This window comes from Bradyrhizobium sp. LMTR 3 (assembly GCF_001693485.1).
In the GTDB taxonomy this organism is placed as follows: domain Bacteria; phylum Pseudomonadota; class Alphaproteobacteria; order Rhizobiales; family Xanthobacteraceae; genus Bradyrhizobium.
Window position 1 is genome coordinate 279,820 of sequence record NZ_MAXC01000046.1, and the last position, 17,817, is coordinate 297,636.

The 17,817-nt window shown below is 59.1% G+C and carries 19 protein-coding genes and 2 pseudogenes; 15 read left to right on the forward strand and 6 right to left on the reverse strand.

Annotated features, from left to right (window positions below):
- Positions 1-245: 245 nt before the first annotated feature.
- Genes LMTR3_RS27500 through LMTR3_RS40385 form a run of 3 tightly spaced genes read left to right on the forward strand, consistent with a single transcriptional unit; the run spans position 246 to position 2,041 of the window.
- Positions 246-650 (forward strand): hypothetical protein, encoded by a 405-nt coding sequence (locus LMTR3_RS27500; RefSeq protein ID WP_065748105.1) that lies wholly within the window; start codon positions 246-248, stop codon positions 648-650.
- A gap of 58 nt (positions 651-708) precedes the next feature.
- Complete coding sequence (locus LMTR3_RS27505; protein WP_065748106.1) at positions 709-1,608, forward strand: hypothetical protein; 900 nt, start codon at positions 709-711, stop codon at positions 1,606-1,608.
- Between the two features lie 7 nt (positions 1,609-1,615).
- On the forward strand, positions 1,616-2,041 hold the full coding sequence (locus tag LMTR3_RS40385) for a twin-arginine translocation signal domain-containing protein (protein WP_141686832.1): 426 nt from the start codon (positions 1,616-1,618) through the stop codon (positions 2,039-2,041).
- A gap of 268 nt (positions 2,042-2,309) precedes the next feature.
- Here LMTR3_RS40385 and LMTR3_RS38015 read toward each other — a convergent pair whose 3' ends face one another.
- The 3 genes and pseudogenes from LMTR3_RS38015 to LMTR3_RS27525 form a co-directional block, all read right to left on the reverse strand.
- On the reverse strand, positions 2,310-3,065 hold the full coding sequence (locus tag LMTR3_RS38015) for a S1 family serine peptidase (protein ID WP_141686833.1): 756 nt from the start codon (positions 3,063-3,065) through the stop codon (positions 2,310-2,312).
- 116 nt (positions 3,066-3,181) lie between these two features.
- A pseudogene (locus LMTR3_RS36850) lies at positions 3,182-3,361 on the reverse strand (tyrosine-type recombinase/integrase); the annotation flags it as partial.
- Positions 3,362-3,766: 405 nt separating this feature from the next.
- Positions 3,767-4,123: a DUF6876 family protein gene (locus LMTR3_RS27525; RefSeq protein ID WP_065748110.1), complete on the reverse strand. Its 357-nt coding sequence runs from the start codon at positions 4,121-4,123 to the stop codon at positions 3,767-3,769.
- A 156-nt stretch (positions 4,124-4,279) separates the two neighbouring features.
- Between LMTR3_RS27525 and LMTR3_RS36855 the strand changes: the two genes are divergently transcribed.
- The 3 genes from LMTR3_RS36855 to LMTR3_RS27535 all read left to right on the forward strand — a co-directional run bounded on the left by LMTR3_RS36855 (position 4,280) and on the right by LMTR3_RS27535 (position 7,637).
- Complete coding sequence (locus LMTR3_RS36855; protein WP_141686834.1) at positions 4,280-4,522, forward strand: hypothetical protein; 243 nt, start codon at positions 4,280-4,282, stop codon at positions 4,520-4,522.
- A 493-nt stretch (positions 4,523-5,015) separates the two neighbouring features.
- Entirely contained in the window at positions 5,016-5,684 is a 669-nt protein-coding gene (locus tag LMTR3_RS27530; RefSeq protein ID WP_065748111.1) for a hypothetical protein, read from the forward strand.
- 351 nt (positions 5,685-6,035) lie between these two features.
- Positions 6,036-7,637, forward strand: a complete 1,602-nt coding sequence (locus tag LMTR3_RS27535) for a tail fiber domain-containing protein (RefSeq protein ID WP_065748112.1) — start codon at positions 6,036-6,038, stop codon at positions 7,635-7,637.
- Positions 7,638-8,080: 443 nt separating this feature from the next.
- On the opposite strand, the gene LMTR3_RS36860 is transcribed toward LMTR3_RS27535, so the two are convergent.
- Positions 8,081-8,344: an SNARE-associated domain-containing protein gene (locus LMTR3_RS36860; protein ID WP_084029839.1), complete on the reverse strand. Its 264-nt coding sequence runs from the start codon at positions 8,342-8,344 to the stop codon at positions 8,081-8,083.
- A gap of 101 nt (positions 8,345-8,445) precedes the next feature.
- Here LMTR3_RS36860 and LMTR3_RS27545 point away from each other — a divergent pair, with 101 nt between their 5' ends.
- The 5 genes from LMTR3_RS27545 (at position 8,446) to LMTR3_RS27565 (ending at position 12,860) form a co-directional block, all read left to right on the forward strand.
- Positions 8,446-9,093 (forward strand): TetR/AcrR family transcriptional regulator, encoded by a 648-nt coding sequence (locus LMTR3_RS27545; protein ID WP_065748113.1) that lies wholly within the window; start codon positions 8,446-8,448, stop codon positions 9,091-9,093.
- A gap of 426 nt (positions 9,094-9,519) precedes the next feature.
- Positions 9,520-10,713 carry an alpha/beta hydrolase family protein gene (locus tag LMTR3_RS27550; protein ID WP_065748114.1) on the forward strand — a complete coding sequence of 398 codons (1,194 nt, stop codon included), beginning with the start codon at positions 9,520-9,522 and terminating at the stop codon, positions 10,711-10,713.
- A gap of 19 nt (positions 10,714-10,732) precedes the next feature.
- Positions 10,733-11,611, forward strand: coding sequence for an SDR family NAD(P)-dependent oxidoreductase (locus LMTR3_RS27555; RefSeq protein ID WP_141686836.1), 879 nt, complete (start codon positions 10,733-10,735; stop codon positions 11,609-11,611).
- A gap of 93 nt (positions 11,612-11,704) precedes the next feature.
- Entirely contained in the window at positions 11,705-12,055 is a 351-nt protein-coding gene (locus tag LMTR3_RS27560; protein ID WP_065748116.1) for a hypothetical protein, read from the forward strand.
- Positions 12,056-12,230: 175 nt separating this feature from the next.
- On the forward strand, positions 12,231-12,860 hold the full coding sequence (locus tag LMTR3_RS27565) for an FAD-dependent oxidoreductase (protein WP_065748117.1): 630 nt from the start codon (positions 12,231-12,233) through the stop codon (positions 12,858-12,860).
- Between the two features lie 43 nt (positions 12,861-12,903).
- Here LMTR3_RS27565 and LMTR3_RS27570 read toward each other — a convergent pair whose 3' ends face one another.
- Both LMTR3_RS27570 and LMTR3_RS27575 read right to left on the reverse strand, forming a co-directional pair.
- Complete coding sequence (locus tag LMTR3_RS27570; RefSeq protein WP_065748118.1) at positions 12,904-13,890, reverse strand: hypothetical protein; 987 nt, start codon at positions 13,888-13,890, stop codon at positions 12,904-12,906.
- A 100-nt stretch (positions 13,891-13,990) separates the two neighbouring features.
- On the reverse strand, positions 13,991-14,614 hold the full coding sequence (locus tag LMTR3_RS27575) for an NAD(P)-dependent oxidoreductase (RefSeq protein WP_065748119.1): 624 nt from the start codon (positions 14,612-14,614) through the stop codon (positions 13,991-13,993).
- Positions 14,615-14,824: 210 nt separating this feature from the next.
- Here LMTR3_RS27575 and LMTR3_RS27580 point away from each other — a divergent pair, with 210 nt between their 5' ends.
- The 4 genes and pseudogenes from LMTR3_RS27580 to LMTR3_RS27590 all read left to right on the forward strand — a co-directional run bounded on the left by LMTR3_RS27580 (position 14,825) and on the right by LMTR3_RS27590 (position 17,787).
- Entirely contained in the window at positions 14,825-15,706 is an 882-nt protein-coding gene (locus tag LMTR3_RS27580; RefSeq protein ID WP_065748120.1) for a DUF3108 domain-containing protein, read from the forward strand.
- 374 nt (positions 15,707-16,080) lie between these two features.
- A pseudogene (locus LMTR3_RS40390) lies at positions 16,081-16,569 on the forward strand (MBL fold metallo-hydrolase); the annotation flags it as partial.
- 61 nt (positions 16,570-16,630) lie between these two features.
- Positions 16,631-16,924, forward strand: coding sequence for an MBL fold metallo-hydrolase (locus LMTR3_RS40395; protein WP_502686673.1), 294 nt, complete (start codon positions 16,631-16,633; stop codon positions 16,922-16,924).
- 5 nt (positions 16,925-16,929) lie between these two features.
- Positions 16,930-17,787 carry a DUF3313 domain-containing protein gene (locus LMTR3_RS27590; RefSeq protein WP_065748121.1) on the forward strand — a complete coding sequence of 286 codons (858 nt, stop codon included), beginning with the start codon at positions 16,930-16,932 and terminating at the stop codon, positions 17,785-17,787.
- Positions 17,788-17,817: the final 30 nt, after the last annotated feature.

Genomic DNA, 17,817 nt, shown 5'->3' on the forward strand with positions numbered 1-17,817 from the left:
CCTATTCTGTTGAATGGTCTGGGACGCTTGAAATCCGGGGCTTCCGGAGCGACCTGGATTTTTTGATACCACGTCGTGGAATCCGGATCAACGGATCAATCCGCGCGTTATGGCCAATGCGACAGAATAGGCAATTCTGTTGAGTGACCTCGGAGCGCTGCATCAAAGCCTTGGGAGATAGCTCAGGGCTTTTTTGATTCTGGGACGTCGGGGGCGGACCATCCTCAACAGTGGAGTCATGTCCTATGAACGCACCTCTCTCCCGATCCGATATCGCACAGTGGAATCATCTGCAGGATATTCACGACGTTCAGCCTCTGGACGAACGCGACCGCGCCTGCCTCGATGCCGTGCGCGGCGTGCTTGAGCAGTTCGATTGCCTCGACCGCTTCGGGGTCAATCTCCTGCACAAGCACTTCGAAATGGCCTCCGACGAAATCCTCGTCGAGCAGGTCGATGAAGCGGGCCGCAAGCTTGTGACGGAGCCTTTGAAAGTCGATCTCGTCGCACACGAGATGGCAAGCGCTTACGAGACGCAGTGGCACTGGCAGCGCGGATCGGACGGCGCGGTCTCGCTGATTTGCGTCTCGCGGTGCTTTCCGGGCAACTATGAATCGCCTGGCCACGCCCGGCAGCATACGAGCTGGTGATCTCGCGGCTGGCCGTCGGGAACGGTGGCCAGCCCTCCCATATTTTGCAGGAATAGGAATGACGTTTATGAAACGATCGATGATCGCGCTTGCGCTTGCGTTTGCGACAACCAGCGGTGCAGGTGCGCAGCAGGACGAAATCAAATGGACCCAAACCGTCAACGTGCCTAAGGGTCAGAATATGCCACGCGACCGCGCCGACATTCTGGGGCTTGAACTGGGCGACACGTACGACGAAGCAAAAGCCAAGCTTCAGAAACTGGCTTCCGAAGGTATCCAGCCGAAGCCGATTGGCGGAAGTGCGGCGGAGCGGATGGCGGCAAAGATGGACGGACAACGCAGCGGGTCGCCCCCGATGCGGGAAGAGCGACGCGTCTATAATCTCAAATCTCCCGGCGCGAACTCGACGATATCGGCAAGTTTCGTGCAAAAGATCGAACTCTCCCGAGAGCTGCCGTCCGCCAATGGAAAGATCAGCGACTCTATCGCCGTCTACTTCAGCGCTCCGTCCTCAGGGCATCAGATCGTTGGCGTGACGCGGTCGATCACCTACGGGCGGGACGGCGATCAGCCGTTGATGTCCGATACGCTCGCGCAGCTCAAGAAAAAGATGCAGTTCGAGCCGCAAGTCATCAATGCAGGAAGCATGAAGTACCGCTTCCAGTTCAACGATGGAAAGCCGTACGCGCCGTCCAACCCCTCGGTCACCTCGTGCCTGTCGAGCTACGGCCTCGATCATGCCGCCGGATTGAAGCAAGTCAATCAGACGGGTGATTGCGACGCTTTGCTGGAAATGAGTGTGCAGACCGGCATATCCAGCAACCACGCCAGCATTCTCTTCTTCACACTCAGCGACAATGACCGCACGAAGACGAACCTGACCGCCGATTTCGCGTTTCTATCGGACTACGTCCAAAAGCTACAACAAGACACACGCGGCGCACCGCCGAAGCTTTAGCCCGCTCATGTCAAAAACAAGCAGACGCGATGTAATGAAGGCTGCTGCGGCGTCCGTTTTGGTCGTCGCAGGCCTGCCGCCAGACGGCGGACCGCGCCCGGAATTCATGCTTCTTGCGGATAAGCTTGAGCACGCGGTAGTGGAATTCCGTCGAGCGCGCATCGCGTCCCGGCTGGCTCGCCCGCGCATCCTAGAAGAAATACGAAGCGAGGGAATTGGCCGCTTCTTCGCCGCGTCGGAGATTCGGGCGCGGTCGCGAGCACGGCATGCCGCACAAGCCGCAGCCGAAACCTTGTGCATGCCAATCGCCGCGAATGATGGCGAAGCTCGATTTCAAGAGGCAGCGCTGGCTGTTTATGAGAACGAGCTTGGTGGGTCGGTCGGCTTCCGCGACCGCTTCCCGCCCAGTCGTAGACACAGAGGATGCGAGTAGAAGCGTTCGTAAACGAAAGCGCAAAGTGTATTGACCGATAGCAACGAGACACCTGGAAATCATGTCGCTTCTCGACAGTATGGCCCGGAGGTGGCGTTGTATGCCCAAGCATCGCGGCCACAAAGCGCCGCGCCGCTACTTTCTGTGAGTGAGCGGTTTTGAACTCCCGGCCACCAGGCGTGTTTAATATCGACTTGGTGGCTATTGCTGCAACGGAGGACAATGCACTTCGGCGGCCACGCGTGGCAGTTCGAATACCGGGAACGAATTACGCGCGTTCGATTACTTGTAAAACCTTCTCGATGGCTGTTCCTTGGAAAGCCTTTTGACCGTGCCTCCAATGCGTGCCAATCCCCGCAAGGCGAACGTTTCCACCCGGGACAATCGATACGACTGACACTGGCACAGCAAAGATTGCCCCGCCGCTCATTCCATACGGATCAGGGGCAGTCACTTGCTGACGCGTACCAGCAGTCACGTTCTTGCGCTTATCAAACTTTATGAAGATCTTTCCGTCGGTTTCCTTTAGAACGAAATTGGCCATCGAGAACATATCGGTCTTGACGTCAGTCGTGCCTCTCAGGACCTTGGATGCTGTGTGTGGATAGCCAAACACCGCCGCATATTGCTTGTTTCCTTGAGGCGGCGCTGGCCGAATATCATTCTCTGACAACGTGGGATAACGGGACAGTTCGTCGATCTGCGTCGTGGAAAGCGCCGTCACGGCGACATCAAGAGCTTTGTCTATTGTGAAATATCCGGTGAGCGGCGTTACTATTCCACTGCTCCCGAAGTAATGAAGCGAACCGGGATGATCTTCGAGAACGTGATTGGCCGTGATGAGGTATCGAATATCCTTGAGCTTCAGGAGGACCGCGCTTCCAACGGTCGCAGGTTGTCCACGGTGCGGGGCAACGAGCGGTATGACGGCATTTCGAAGTTTTTGTACCTGACCGTCAAAAGCCTGTTGAAACGCTCGACCCACAGGAAGCTCGGCCTTCAGGGTAAATTGACGGGGCGTCATGAGAACATGTCTCTCTTTGCAACAAGGGATCTGTCGGTTCACTCGTTAGTCGATTCTCGTATTGATCCAGAATTCCACATCCGCGCCGCAAACTTACGCTTTTCGTTACCCATCGCCTAAGCATAAATCGCTGCCGTTTCCATGCGCGCATGATCAGGCCACCGTTGGACGAGGTTGAGCGGGATTCCCGAGCGGATGGCATGCAGCCCAAAACCGTGCCGCAAGCCCTTCGGGACCGCGTGGATGCCTTCGGCAATGCTCGCCTGCGCCATGACCGATTTCACGAGCTGCCACGCGTGGCTGCGCGACCAGCTCCAGAGCCGCCGATGCCCCGCCTGCGGTCAATCGGTGAACCCGTCTGAGCGTCCTGACGAGGGATTGCGGCACGGGCAATTCGCGGACGATCACGGGGCGGCTTCGCTTTTCAGGTTGGTTCTCGGGCAACTGCGAAGGGCCTGTGGCGAGACCGCGCGGCGGCAGGACCAGCCGTCGAGTACTCAATGGCGATGCGCACCGTCGATTGGCCGTCCTTAGAAGTATGCTCGCCAACCTTCTCGCCTTTGTAGGTGATGGCGCCCGTTTGCGGGTCACGTTGCAATGACATGTTGTTTCGATCTCCTCACAGTGCGCAATTGGTGTTCCAGACGAGAAAGGGGACATCATTGATGCCCCCTTACCTGAGTCCGATCGCTTACCAGAAATCAGTATTCGCTCGGCAGCAGGATCACTTTATCGGTAAACCATAGCGTAATGCCCGGAGCAGGAAAATCGGTAAAGGGAATCTCCTTGGTGTAGACCGTTGCGTCGTTGCCGTCGCCGCAGGTTAGCGTGGCGCGGCTGCCGTCGACCTTCAGAATCCACACTTGGAACGCTTCGGCCCTGACGGCCGGGACGCCGATTTGAGCGAGGGCGATTTCATCGAGGAGCCAGTACGCCCCCGCTTCGTCGGCCACGTATTTTGCGCCATCGGTGAACGTCACGGCTGGATTGAGCGCGTGGCGAAACCAGTGTTCGCTGCCGGTAAATTGCCTGAGTTGCGTGAGTGTTTTGTCCGTCATTGTTTTCGCTCCTTGGTTTTCGGGTTGCGCATGCAAACCGACTAGCCACGCGGCAATGAGCGGGGGTTAGCTGTCACAGGCCGAAAGCGGAGGCTGGCGCGGGCTGGAGCGAAGCGACGACACGGGCTGACGCTTTTGCCCCTAAGGGGCTTGGCCTTGACGGCAACGGGCGGCACGCCCCCATTTTTCGTGGTAAGAAAGCAAATGCCTCACGGTGAAACCGAGATTGAGATGGCCCGGCGCCATGTCGCCGAACAAGAGCTGCGCATCGAGCGGCAGCGCGCCTTGATTGCGCGCTTAAGCGCGCAAGGCCATTCCATCGAAGATGCCGAAGAGTTTCTCGCGAGAATGGTTGAGCTTCTGGATCAAATGCGCGCGCATGTTGCGCGCCTCCAGTGACCTTTGACTATCAACGCCGGACGGCAAAATGGCACCCGCAGGAGCGTCAGCATAGCGCCGCCATTGGCGGGACGCGGGACCGAGTGCAGCCGTGAGACCGGTTAAAAAGGCACCCGCGTTCGAGGCAGTGATAGCGACGCCGAAACGGCGGGCCTCTAATGCGAGTGCCTCCGGCGAGCGGCTCATTATTCCCTTGCGCGAGGGATCGTCACCGGATGGCCGGGACAGACGTTCCGCGCCTTCGCGGCAATCGGCTGGCTCGGTGAGCGAAAGCGAGTAGAGCCCGGGCCTTTAGGACGCGGCCAAAGACACCCAGCTTTATTGACGAATCCATGGAATGCGGTAGAATTTCCTCGGCCTTAAGCACAGGCCAGTGTGCCCACCGCTCGCGAAGCTTAGCAGTGCTTTTCAATTTGCATCATGACCGTTCCCGATTGGGCGGACTGATTGGCAGTGGGCACCTAGTCAGATCCGTGCATCTAAGGAATGGATCATGACTATCCAAAATGAACTCGACGAATTCCGTATTTTTGCAAAGCGCCTCTCGCGCAAGCATCAAATTCGCCATCACGATGCGTTAGACATCATAGCGAGGCAGAAAGGGCATCCGCACTGGAAGGCCCTTATGAAGGCCTGGGACCAAGGATGGCGCCCTGAACCTTGGGACGTCGTCGATATAAACGAGTCCAGCATTATAGAATCCCCGATCAGGGGCTTCGATAAGGTCAAAACGACCGAAGGCGAGATCGCGGGCGAGCCGTACACTCTTAGCGTCTACTTCGATGAGGTTCTTATCAGCGGCAGCGGCTGGGGAATCCATCTTGGGCATGCGCCGTCCGAGCCTGCCGAAATCGAGACGTACACAAAGCCAAATCCTCTCGATGATAAAGCGTTCTTTTCTCAAGTCATGAAGATTGCCATGGAAGCTGCTGACGGAGTGCGGGAGGCAATCGCGAAGGATTGGGGACCTGCTTCAATGCAGCCGGATAAGGATGGCTGTGTAAAGCATCCGCTGTTCGGCGGCGTTTCCGCCGAATGGTTCTGCATGCATTGCGATGCGCGTTCGACCGGAGCGCAGATGGCAGCCAACATGTGGCACTGCCCGAAATGCAACGCGACTCCCATAGACATATTTGCAGCATCCTTCTGGAAAGCCGGTTGATTAAACCGCGCGCGGCTTGCCGAGCGCAGAGCCTTCGTCCACGTTGCGCGATACTTTTGCGCTATGGAAAACGATGCGCGTTTCGAAGCCTATTGACCGACAGACAGTAGGGCCTTTACCATTGTACACGCGTCGGATTTCCGACCGGGGCTTCAAAACCCATCATCGTAGCGGCAGACATGAGCTGGAAATCATGTCGCTTCTCGGCAGTATGGCCGGGAGGCGGCGTTGTACGTCCAAGCCTCGCGGCCAAAGAGCGCCGTGCCGTCTTCTGTGAATGAGCGGTTTTGCAGTCCCGGCCACCAGCCATTGCGGTTGGTGGCTATGAGTTCGCTTTTGCGATGAGGATGATTGCGTTTTCTATATCTGCTCTTGTTTGTGTTTGTCTCGACCGCTGCGTATGCCGACTGCACGCCAGCCAACGATCTCGTCGGCCCGCAAACCCGCACGAGCTGGGTCGAAGGCGGTCTCGTCTACGACACCACGAACGACGTTCTTAAGACCTGTGACGGCACGAACTGGACGACCGTGGGCGGCGGCAATTCGGCTTCCGTGCCATCTTTCTCGGTTTACCGCGCAGCAACGGCGCAGACGGCAGGTGTCAACATCGTTCTGGATATGGACACGAAGACGTTTGATACCGCCAATAGTTTCAACCTGACGACAGATCGCTATACGCCGACCGTCGCCGGAAAATATTTCTTCCGTTCAGCCACCTATTGCAGCACCAGTTCAGTCTGCCAAGCGCTGATTTATAAGAACGGGGTCAATCAAGTCTACTCGCACACCTCAGGCGCCGGTGACCGACCGGTAGCGACAGTTATTTTGGATATGAACGGCACTACGGACTATGTGGAGGCGCGCGGCTATGCATCGACTGGGGCTAGTGACAGCTTTGGTAACGGCAGCGTGGGCACCACTTTCTCTGGCTTCCTGATCGGGGGCGGTGGTGGCGGTTCGGGGACGCCGGGTGGAGCGAACACACAAGTCCAGTTTAACAACAGCGGCGTCTTCGGCGGCTCCGCTAACCTTGTTTGGGACAACGTCAACAACCGCCTGGGTATTGGGACCACAACGCCGCAATCAAAGCTTGACGTCACTGGTGCATCAACCGCCTACAACAGCACCCCGTTATTCCGACTGACGACGGGTACAGGTGCGGGAACTGACGAGGCGCTGACCTTCGGTGTGCATGATACGGACTATGCTTGGGCGCAGGCGATTAAGCAGGGGACAGCGTTCCGGAATTTGGTGCTGCAGCCGAACGGCGGCAACGTCGGCATCGGGACGACAGGGCCTACAAATCCGTTGAGCGTTGACGGCACTGGCATGGGAAGCAACGACAGTGCCATTGTCGCCTACACATCCGCCGCGAATGATGTTTTTTCAATTATGCCCTGGAGTGGAATGACGTATCTCGGGTCTGGCCTCTATTTCAAGGATGGCGCCTGGGTCCACGACGGATACAACGCATCGAACGCGGTGTTCGCCTTTGGCGGCGGCAGCGGCGCGACCTGGTATGCTTCAAACAATGGTACGGCGAGCTGGAACGTAGCCAGCGCCATCAGCCTTTGGAATGCCTCGGGAGTCCTCGCAGGGGCGTCGTCGCGCACTTTCAAGGAAGGGTTCAGGGCATTGGACAAGAGTTCCGTGCTAGATCGGATTTCACATCTCAAAATCGACGAATGGAAATACCGGCATGAACCTGGTTCCGTTCGCCATATCGGACCAGTCGCGGAGGATTGGCATGAAGCCTTTGGAACAGGGGACAGCGATAAATATATTCCGCTTATGGACGGCGTCGGCGTCACTCTTGTTGGTGTGCAGGCGTTGAAGGAAAAGAATGACAGTCTGTATGCCGAGGTTGAGTCGCTGCGCGCCGAGCTCAAAGCCGCCAACGACAACTACGAAGACCTGCGCCGCGAGGTCGATGCTTTAAAGGCCGCCCGCTAACCGCGACTGCATCCCTTCAGGTGAGCAACCGCCTCCGACGCCTTCGCCGAAGCCGTGAAGATGACGCGGGGCTGTCGTCCTTCATTAGCTTGAGCCATTGCGCCAGATACTCCTTGTAGAAGACGACGAGCGAGGACTCCTCACCCTTGCGCACCTGGCTACCCAGCTCGCACACTTGCGCTCTAGCCGGCTCCGAGAAACCAACTGCTGCCGAAGGTGCCGAGTCCCAGCACAATGCTCGCCCACAGCATTGCGGCGGCAAAACTCGCCACGGCGAATTGAAGCACCGGCATCTCGCGTATGACGGCCACGAGCGGCGTAAGGGGGCGCAGCGGGCTCATGAAGCGGGAAGCAAAGAGGCTGATCCAGCCCCACCGCTCGAAGAAGCGATGGCCGTCGTCGAGAAGCTGCCTGTTGTTGCGGAGCGGCCAGCTCTCCTTAAGCTAATGCTCAACGAAGTAGCCGATTGCATACGAGATCCAATCATCAAAGCATGCGCCAAATGTCACCGCGAGCCAGAGCGCGCGCACGTCGCTTCCGCTTGCCACGAGTGCGGCCGAGGTCGCAATAGGGAGGGCGGTGCTGGGAACGAAGAAACCGACACCAACGATTGATTCGGTCGCGCCAATTGCGAAGGCAATTGGCAGAGCCATGGCTTGATTTGTCTTCCAGCAGCATAAGGCGGCATCGCCAAAGCGTTTGCCCATGTGGTGGCCAAGCCGTGTGTGGAGGCGCCGATCCAGTGGGTCAGCGGGTTTCAGACCAAAGGGCAGTTGATAGACCGATTACTCCAGTTTAAAGAGTAGGCATGCGAAAACTCGACCCTGTGAAACACGAAAAAAAGCGTCAGGAAATCCTGGGCGCTGCAATGCGCTGCTTTCTTCGGAGCGGCCTGAAAGGTGCGTCGACGGCTGAAATCTGCGCGGAAGCCGGAATCAGCCCGGGACACCTGTATCACTACTTTGACACCAGGGATGCGATTGTCGCCGCGTTGATTGAGGGAAGGCTCGAGAAGGTCACGGAACAATTAAAGGCCGGCATCCAGGGCGCGCGCTCCATCGTAGAGACTCTCGCACCAGAGCTGGAAGGTCAACCGGGCGGGGCGGCCGCTATGGCGCTGATCTTCGATATGATGGCGGAGAGCAAGCGCAATCCGGAGATGGGCAAGATCGTGAACAGCCACAACCGAGGCATCCGCGAGATCCTTGTGGAGATGCTTCGCTATGGCCAGTCGCGGGGTGAGGTCGAGGCCAAGTTGGATTTGGAAGTCGCGGCCACGACCATCATGGCGCTTATGCACGGCGCGAAGGTGGTCGCGATGCAAAACCCGAAGGAGGCGGGAAAGGCCATGCCTGTTCTCCGGCAACTCCTGGTCCACTTGCTTATGACTCCCATGGAAAGCGCGGGAGCAGAACCGCCCCGGGCCAAAAAGACAGTGGCGCGCGCTAGATCTTAGTCAAGTCGCCGGCCGGAGGGTTGCAGCGAGCAACCGCGCTCGGAGGTCATACGTTCGAGGGTTCAAGGCACTTTTGGCGAGGAGGACGCGGGTCCGCGATGTCTCTCTCTCGACTCTTTTTCGACACATATTGAGCACGACGGTTAAAGCACTTTGCGGGACATTCCCGCTCTGCACCTTTCCGTCGAGGTCGCCTGCGACATCCTAAAATAGTTCGATCAGTCTAATTTTAATTGACAGGCAGGCTCTCGCTCGATAATTGATAGAGCGTATGATCTATCAATGTGAAGCCGCAACTGCGTCGATTGAAAGAGGGGCCGGCGTGCAGCGGCCCTCTACACCGCGGATGCTTGGACGCGGGATGAGGCCTCGGGCGAGGCCCATAGGCACTATCGAAACACGTTCATCTCTCGGGGAGCAAAAGGCATGAGACGCAAGTTCAACGCCGTATTGCTGGCTTGCGTCATCGCGACAGCGCCTCCCGCGAAAGACGCGGATGCACAGGCCGCACGTACGCAGCAAGAAGTTGCGCCTTTTCAGACCGTCGATTTCGATTGGGTCGACGCCTCCAGGGGGCGCCGGGTTCCTGCGCGCTTGTACTGGCCGGCCGCTGCGTCGTTCGGGCGGGTGCCGTTGATCGTGTTCTCGCATGGCATCGGGGGTACCAGAAATGGCTACACCTATCTTGCGAGACAATGGGCTGCGTACGGCATTGCGAGCCTGCATGTCCAGCATACCGGTAGCGACTCCGGGGTTTGGTTCGGCAATCCCTTTGGAGTCGTGAATCGTCTTCAGACCGCGGCCCAGGATGGCGAAGCGGCCGCGCGGGCCATCGACTTGCGCTTTGCGCTCGACAGCATTCTCTCAAGCGCGAGTCCGTATGCCGCCGTCATTGACCCCCGCCGGATTGTCGCCGCGGGACATTCGTACGGAGCCAACACCACACTACTGACGGTCGGCGCGCGGGTCATCCGTAACGGACGATGGGTCCAGTTCCGAGATCCGCGCTATCGGGCCGCGATCGTGATTTCTGCGCCACCGTTCTACGGCGAGAAAAATCTGGCTGGTGTGCTCGCCAATGTTACCGTTCCGACACTCCACGTAACGTCGACCGAGGATGTCATAAGAATTCCGGGCTTTTACTCGCCTGCCAGCGATCGCGTCGCAATCTTCAACGCCGTCGCCAATCCTCGAAAACTGCTGGCCGTGTTTCAAGGTGGGTCTCACAGCATGTTCACTGACCGGCCTCTCGTCGGAGGCCCGGCGCTCAATCCGCGAGTCAAGGAGGCCACAGCAGAGTTGACGCTCGCTTTCCTTGATTACGCCTTCGCGGGCCAAGTGAACGGTTTGAGCCATTGGCACAGCACTTGGCAGAGCATTCTTGCCGAGCCCCCGGCAGCGATGATGGCCGCCACGACGCCCGCACAGAAGCTGTTGCAGCCGGCGACGGCAACCATCACCGAAGTAAGCGCCGAGGGGCGGATGGCGATCGGCGAGGGCCGGGGTCCCGCTGCAGCGCGCTGTGCGCCGCGCCGCACGGGCTTTCTCATGGGCTCTGCTGCGTGGGCCAGCGGAAGCTGCACGGACCGGAATGGGACGGTGAACTATGGGCCAGGCTAGACCGCAGCGCGTTGTTGTCATGACGGGAGCCACGTCCGGGCTTGGCGCGCACGCGCTCGCGCAAATCGTCGCCCAGTCCAACACACGCGTGTTCGTAGGAGCCCGCGGCAGCGGACGAACGGTGCCGGAGGGCGTCGAGGTCCTTCCGCTCGAACTCGCGTCGCTCGCCAACGTCCGCGCATTTGCAGATGCGCTGACACGCCGGCTCGGGGATACCCGGATTAACTTGCTGGTGCTCAATGCCGGCCTCCATGGTTCCAACGCCAAGCAGCGCAGTGCAGACGGCTATGGTCTGACCTTCGCGGTGAACCACCTTGCCCACTATCTGCTGGCCCAGCTCCTGCTGCCGCATATGGCCGAGCATAGCCGCCTGGTGATCACCTCGAGCAACATGCACAATCCTCCGTTCAAGCGAATCGCGCCCAAGTCGCTCGACTTGCAGGAATGGGCCCACCCGACCCCGAATGGTTCTGGCGCGGGCATACGCTCCTACACGGCTTCAAAGCTGTGCAACATGATGACGGCGCTCTCCTTGGCCCGGCTCGACGAGGTGAAGGTCCGCCAGATAAACGTCGTTGCTTTCAATCCCGGACTTACTGGCGGCGTTGCAGGTCGTGACGCCTCGGCCTTGCAGAGAGCGTTTGTCAAAGCTCTGACGCGTACGGTTTTTCCTCTCATTGGCCTTTTCCGTCCCGAGTTCGTCATGAACACACCGGAGCACTCCGGAAACATGCTCGCCAACGTAGCTCTTGGTGCAATCAGCCCGCCGCCTGGCCGAATCTACGTCTCCCTGGTCAAGGGCGAACCGACATTTCCCGATCCCTCGGAATTGGCGCGAAGCCAAGAGGCGCAGGACCGGCTTTGGCGCGAGAGCGCAGCGATGCTCGGCATCGAATAAGAGGCGATCCACGAAATGCAGATGGGGCACGCGCCGTGATGATCACGGCAAGAGCCCGGCTGCTTAAGGCAAATCAATGAAGAAAGGAAAACCATGAAAACACATCTCAGGCTCGCGATGGCCGCCGTCGCAGTCCTTGCCGCAATCCCTGCGCTCGCTGCGGAGCGGTTCCTGCCAGCACAGAAGGCAACAGCCATGATCGCCGACGGCGCTCCGTGGTCAGCCAATGCGCCGAATGGCAGGAGCTTCAAACTCACCCTCAACAAGGACGGCACTGGAGGCGTGCAGGGGACCCTGTTTTCGCAGTCCGTTACGTGGTCGGTCAAAGGCGACGCGATGTGTCTCTCCGGCACTATGATGTCAAAGTGCCTTCGCTTCCAGGAAGTTGCTGGAGGCTTCCAGGCTTGGGAAGGTGATAAACCTGACCTGAAGCTTAGCCGCTAAGGTTTCGGGATGGGGCGGCAGTGCTCGTTAGCACGACAGCAGCCTTGGCCGCCCCACACACCCTGTCGCCGAAAACAGGGAGTCACGATCTTCCGCGACCGCGCGTCGCTTAGACGCTTCGATTTGGAAGTGCACGCCAGCTCCTCCTCCTGATCAACAACGTCGAGTTATTCAGATGAAAATTGCGTTTACGAAAAAGGTTCATGAATACGATGACGTTTACTCGTTCTTCTTCGAAGCGACCGGCGTCAACTACAAGGCTGGGCAGTACACTCACTTGGCAGCCGGCGGGTTATTGGACCTTTCGATCCGCGAGATGTCCTTCGCTTCAGTTCCCGGGGATCCTGAGGTCATGTTCAGCATGCATGTTGGATCAAAGAGCAAATTCAAGGAAAGGATGAGCGCGCTCAATCCAGGCGACAGGATCAGGCTCTTTGGTACAGGCGCGCACGTCGCGCTGCCCGAAACAGGAAGCGGCGGCTTGGTTTTCATAGCGGGCGGCGTGGGGATGACGCCCTTCCGCTCCATGATCATTGAAGCACGCAAGAGAGGCAATCATGACATTGCTTTGGTCCAGGTGCAGCGAGGCGACTTCCTGTATCGCAAGGAGCTTGAGCCCCTTGTATCGGAGTACAGCCCCGTCTGCCGGGACGCGTTCGCGGGCGCGCTTACGAAGGTAGCAAGGGAGTATGGTGATTCGATCTTCTATGTATGCGGATCAAGCGGACTCATCGCGTTCACCGTTATGTCCCTCAAAAAGGCCGGCGTTCAGAAAGACAAAATAAAGATAGAAAGTTACAAGTAGGATTCGAAAACGCCGGCTCGGCGCTAGGGAGTGGAAGCAATACTCAGCGCGAGAGGATCAGGCCCTTGCTGGTGATGACCACCCAGCGGCCATCCTGCTTGCGAATGGCATCGACACGGCCGAGGCCGGGTACGGGGTCGCCAGCATAGACCTCATATATGCCGCCGCGGCTCTCGATAAGTGCGCTGCCGTTGACGACGTCCCGCAATACCCAACCTTCGACCGTCGGCAGCCGCGCAATTTCGGGCTTGGGCGAAGTCAAAGGAGAACGTGCGGCGGCGGTGGGTATCAACCCGTTCACGTCCTTTACGGGAGCCGGCGCGGCAGCAGCCATCGTCGCCGATGCCTGGGCGGCGCGAAGCTTCTCGACGGTTTCGCTGAGCTTTGCGAGTTTCGTGGCAGAGTCGGCCTGCGCTCTCTCGATCTTGTCCAGCCGGTCGCCGGCCCTGTTGGATCGGTTGATGTCCCCCTCGGCAGCATGTTCGATGCTCCTCTTCAGCGTGGCGATATCGGCATCGATCCGCGCTGCAAAGCCCTCCAGCGGATGGCCTTTCGCCGGCGCACCCGAAGCGGTCTCCACCGTGATCAACTTTCCAATGCCTGCGGTTGCCAGCGCCCCGCCGAACGCACCCGCTATTGTGGACGCCACCAGTACGGCGGCAACCGCCCCGAAACGGCGTTTGCCGGGCGATGGCTCTGCTGACCCAGACTTTGCGTCGGCGCCGAGACGGTCGCCAGGCAAGAGTATCGTCACGTTACCGGAGAAGCGCGGTGCTTCCTGTTTTCCGGCGTCGACCGGGGGAGCTTCGCCCCCTGAGGCCTCAGGGATTGGCGCTTCAATCTCGATGGTCTCCGGCTCGCGCGCGTCTGGCTTTGGTGAAGTTTCTTCCTGATCGGGCGACACTCTCGTTGTCTCCACGTCATCTGAGGCAGCCGCCGGCGCGCCGGGTGCCGGCATGCCAGGAGCGGCGGGGCCGGCGCCAAGGATCACAGTTTCACCGCTGGCAGGCTGGGATTGCTGATCACTCATCACGACTCTCCGGGAATGAACGTCGCTATTAGTAGAGTAATCAATCTATCTATGGGAAATGTGTTCCTATAACGGCACCTGCCGCGCGCTGTGCCGACCCTCAATAGATCAGGAGAGGCGTTTGCCCGATGTACTGAGGTGACTTGGCCTGCGAAAGCATGAAGTCGGCAACGTCGGTACGTGAAATCTTGCCGCCGCGGATGCCGGTTAAGTCAGTGAGCGCGCGATAATGCCCCGTGTGCGGGCCATTGGTCAGGAAGCCGGGGCGCACGATGATCCAACGGGAAAGGTTCGATGTGATGATCCGTTCCTGCTGATCCTTGTCGGCATACATCCTGCGCAGGACAATCGGCATAAATAGGTAGTCGTACAAAAGGCCGCCGTGTCCTCTGCTATCGCCGCTTCCAATACCGGTGACGGCGATCAGCAATTGTTCGGGCTTCAGCACTTTCGCGAGATTCTCGGCGCAGCGTGAGAACATGGATATCTTCTGGGTGACGTTGGTCGTGCCCAGGCAATCACAAACGACATCCTGCCCCTCCGCGACCTTCGCGATAGCATCGGGGTCCTGGGCATCGCCTGCGACGATGCGCAGGTTTGCGTGGCTCAGTGGCATGCGTCGGGGCGTCCGGGCGAGCGCCGTGACGTCATGGCCATCGGCCAGAGCCGCCTGGGCCATCGCCAGCCCAATGCCGCGGGTCGCGCCGATGATGGCGATTTTCATGGGATATCTCCTGAATATGTGGGGCGAGCGCCGGCGCCGACCTGGCGGCCCGTACTGTCGCGCCGATGTCCTAAGTGGACTGGACTAGTGGTCTGGTCAGAGTGACGCATAGCAAAAAATAGAGCAATCTGTCTATCATTGGCGTTGCCATTCTGTGACCACATTGATAATAGATAGAGCGAATACTCTAATTATCAAGGAGGGTCGATCGTGGAGTCGGACGTGGCAGGCGGGTGCGACAGGGGAGGGGATTCCGCTCAGTGCAAGGCCGCCGCGGCGATCCGGTTTGCGGTTACGTTATGCCGGGCCATCGCTATTTTTCTTTTGACCCATGTACCTTCCGCTGCCGCGGACAGCGACATACGGGCCAGGTATGAGGTCACGCTCGCCGGCCTCACCATTGCGCGGGCCGACTCGGTGATCGCAGTACGTGGCAACACCTATTCGATCCGGGTCAGCTATCGGACTTCTGGCGCGGCGCACCTGATGGGATCAGCGACTGGCGAGGCGGTGTCGAGCGGTGTTTACAAGAGTGGCCGCCTCGTTCCGACCCTGTTCAATCTCGATCACAAGGGTAGCCGACGGGCGCAAAAGGTTAACCTCGTGATGGCGGATGGTGCCGTCAATGCAATGACCATCGATCCTCCGATCACGGCGGGGTCTCGAGGCCCCCCGATCACGCCGGAGCATCTGAAGAATATCGTCGATCCCGTGAGCGCTCTCTTGGCACCCGCTCTCACTGCCAACGGGAGGGGAGAAGTCGGCATTTGCGATCGTACGGTCCAGATCTTCGACGGCTTGCGCCGATTTAACTTGGTCCTGAAAACGAAAGAAGCGCGCACGATGGCTCAGGGCCCGTATGTGGGGCCGCTCGTGGGATGTCAGTTGCAGATCGCGCCCATCGCAGGAGAAGTCGCCGGTGAGAGCAGTGCTGAGGGCAGGCCGCCGAACAGAATGCTCGGCGAGACGGAATTGACGTTCGGGCTCGCGAATGAGCAGAAGATTTACATCCCTGTCTCGCTGTCGGCAAAGATAGGTTACGCGACACTCGCGGTGCGGCTCACGCAATTTACAAACGCGGCATCAAACTAAGCCCGAGGCCGAATCCCGACTCCGGCATGAACAGGCTTGATAAATAGACAGAGCAATCGATCATAGTTCTATCGAGAACGGAGCTTCTTTTGGACGGTATTACAGACCCCGAGCACCTGCGACCTGCAGCGAGTGAGGACCGCGGCGAGAAGGCGCATGGACTGCCTTCTCAGGAATTGCCCGTGCAGGGTGGTTTGCGCGGGGCGTCCGGTGCGTGGCCGCTCTCGGATCACTTTGACGGGCAGCGCTTCCACAATCCTACCCTTCCAAGAGGATTTGCTCCGCGCATATCAAGCGCGTGGCGAATGGTTTTTGAAGGGCGCAGTCGGTGGCCTACCTCTGTAGAAAACACGGCAGCACGCGGACTGAACGCGATGCGCCATACCGGTGATATCGCCGTAACGTTCGTGAACCACGCGACATTCCTGATTCAGTGCGCCGGTCTGAACATTCTGAGCGATCCGATTTGGTCGCTCCGTGCAAGCCCGGTCGGGTGGTTCGGCCCGAAACGGGTGAGAGAGCCCGGCTTGGCGCTTGATGATCTGCCGCCGATTGACGTCATTCTCATCAGCCACAATCACTACGATCATCTGGATATAGGGACGTTGCGTCGCCTTCACGCGAAGTTCTCCCCGGTTGTGCTGGTGGCGGCCGGCGATCGCGATCTGGTGCGGTCTGTCGGGTTTACACACGTCCACGAGTTTGACTGGTGGGAAGACTTCGAGATCGGGCCGGGCTGCAAGGTGACCTTTGCGCCGACCCAGCATTTTTCGGCGCGCGGAATCCGGGATCGTCAAAGAAGTCTATGGGGCAGCTATCTGATCCAGGACGGCGATCGGCGCGTCTATTTTGGCGGCGATAGCGGCTATTCCCACCCACTTCTCGGACATCAGGAGAAGACTGGGGTCTCCCGACATCGCGCTGTTGGGGATCGGTTCCTACGAGCCGCGGTGGTTCATGACGCCGATGCATATGAATCCCGCCGAAGCCGTCCAGGCGCACCTGGATCTTGGCGCGAGCCAAAGCATCGGGATGCATCACGGGACGTTTCAGATGTCCTCCGAAGCGATCGATCAACCGCTGTTGGACCTGGCAACCGCCATAAAGGCGACAGGCTTAGACGAGGGCGCATTCATCACGCTTCAGGAGGGTGAGACCCGGGTCTATCGCGCGACCGAAGTCCAACGGCAGAGACTGTCCGCCTTGAGTCCAGGTTGAAAGAAATGAAATCCAGTCGAGCGGCGACGCTTATAACAGCATTGTCCCTACTGACGGCGGGATGCGCGACGGCGCCGCTCGATCGGGCGGGCTCTCTTGCGACCTACGACAATCTGAAAACATCGGACGGTGTTCTGACAAAATCTGTCGTTCACGTCGACAAGGATGACGTCCTGGCTGCCAAGACAGTGCGGATCGCTGAAACGCGCTTCTCTACCGCGGCGGTGGCCGGAGCTTCATTCACGGAAGATCAGCGCCGGCTTATGGGCAATGCCGTCGATCGGGCATTGTGTTTTGGACTGAGCGACCGGTTCCAGATCGTCGGCTCTACAGACCCGGCCGACCTGGTCGTCCACGCGGTTATCACTCGTGCAGCGCCGACGGACCCCACTGCCGCGGGCGCGTCCAAGGTTGTGTCCGTCGTGCCGTCCATTCTCCTTCCTGGCGTGCCGGTGCCGGTTCCGCGCATTCCAATCGGACTGGGCAGCTTGTCGGTAGAAGCGGAAGCTCGCGATCCACGAGGGAGACAAAAGGCGGCCATAGTTTGGGGGCGCGGCGCGAATTCCTTCACCAGTGCAGGCAGGGTATCGACCGATGGCGATGCCTATGACCTTGCAGGAGCATTTGGTGCTGACTTCAGCAAATTGCTTGTAACCGGCAGCACGCCTTTTGGGGCCGGGCCATCTCTGCCATCGGCGCAGAGCCTGAACACAGCTTTGGGTGGAGCGCCCAAACAAGTCGCGTGCGAGGCCTTTGGCAGGAGCCCAGGCGTTGCTGGAATGATCGGTGAGAGAATCGGGCTTCCGCCGGATTGGACCGACAAGGGTGGCGCTGCGCCACCAGCCCAGGCAGCCAACCAGTGAGAATCTTGTTGGCCGCTGCGATGCGCCAGC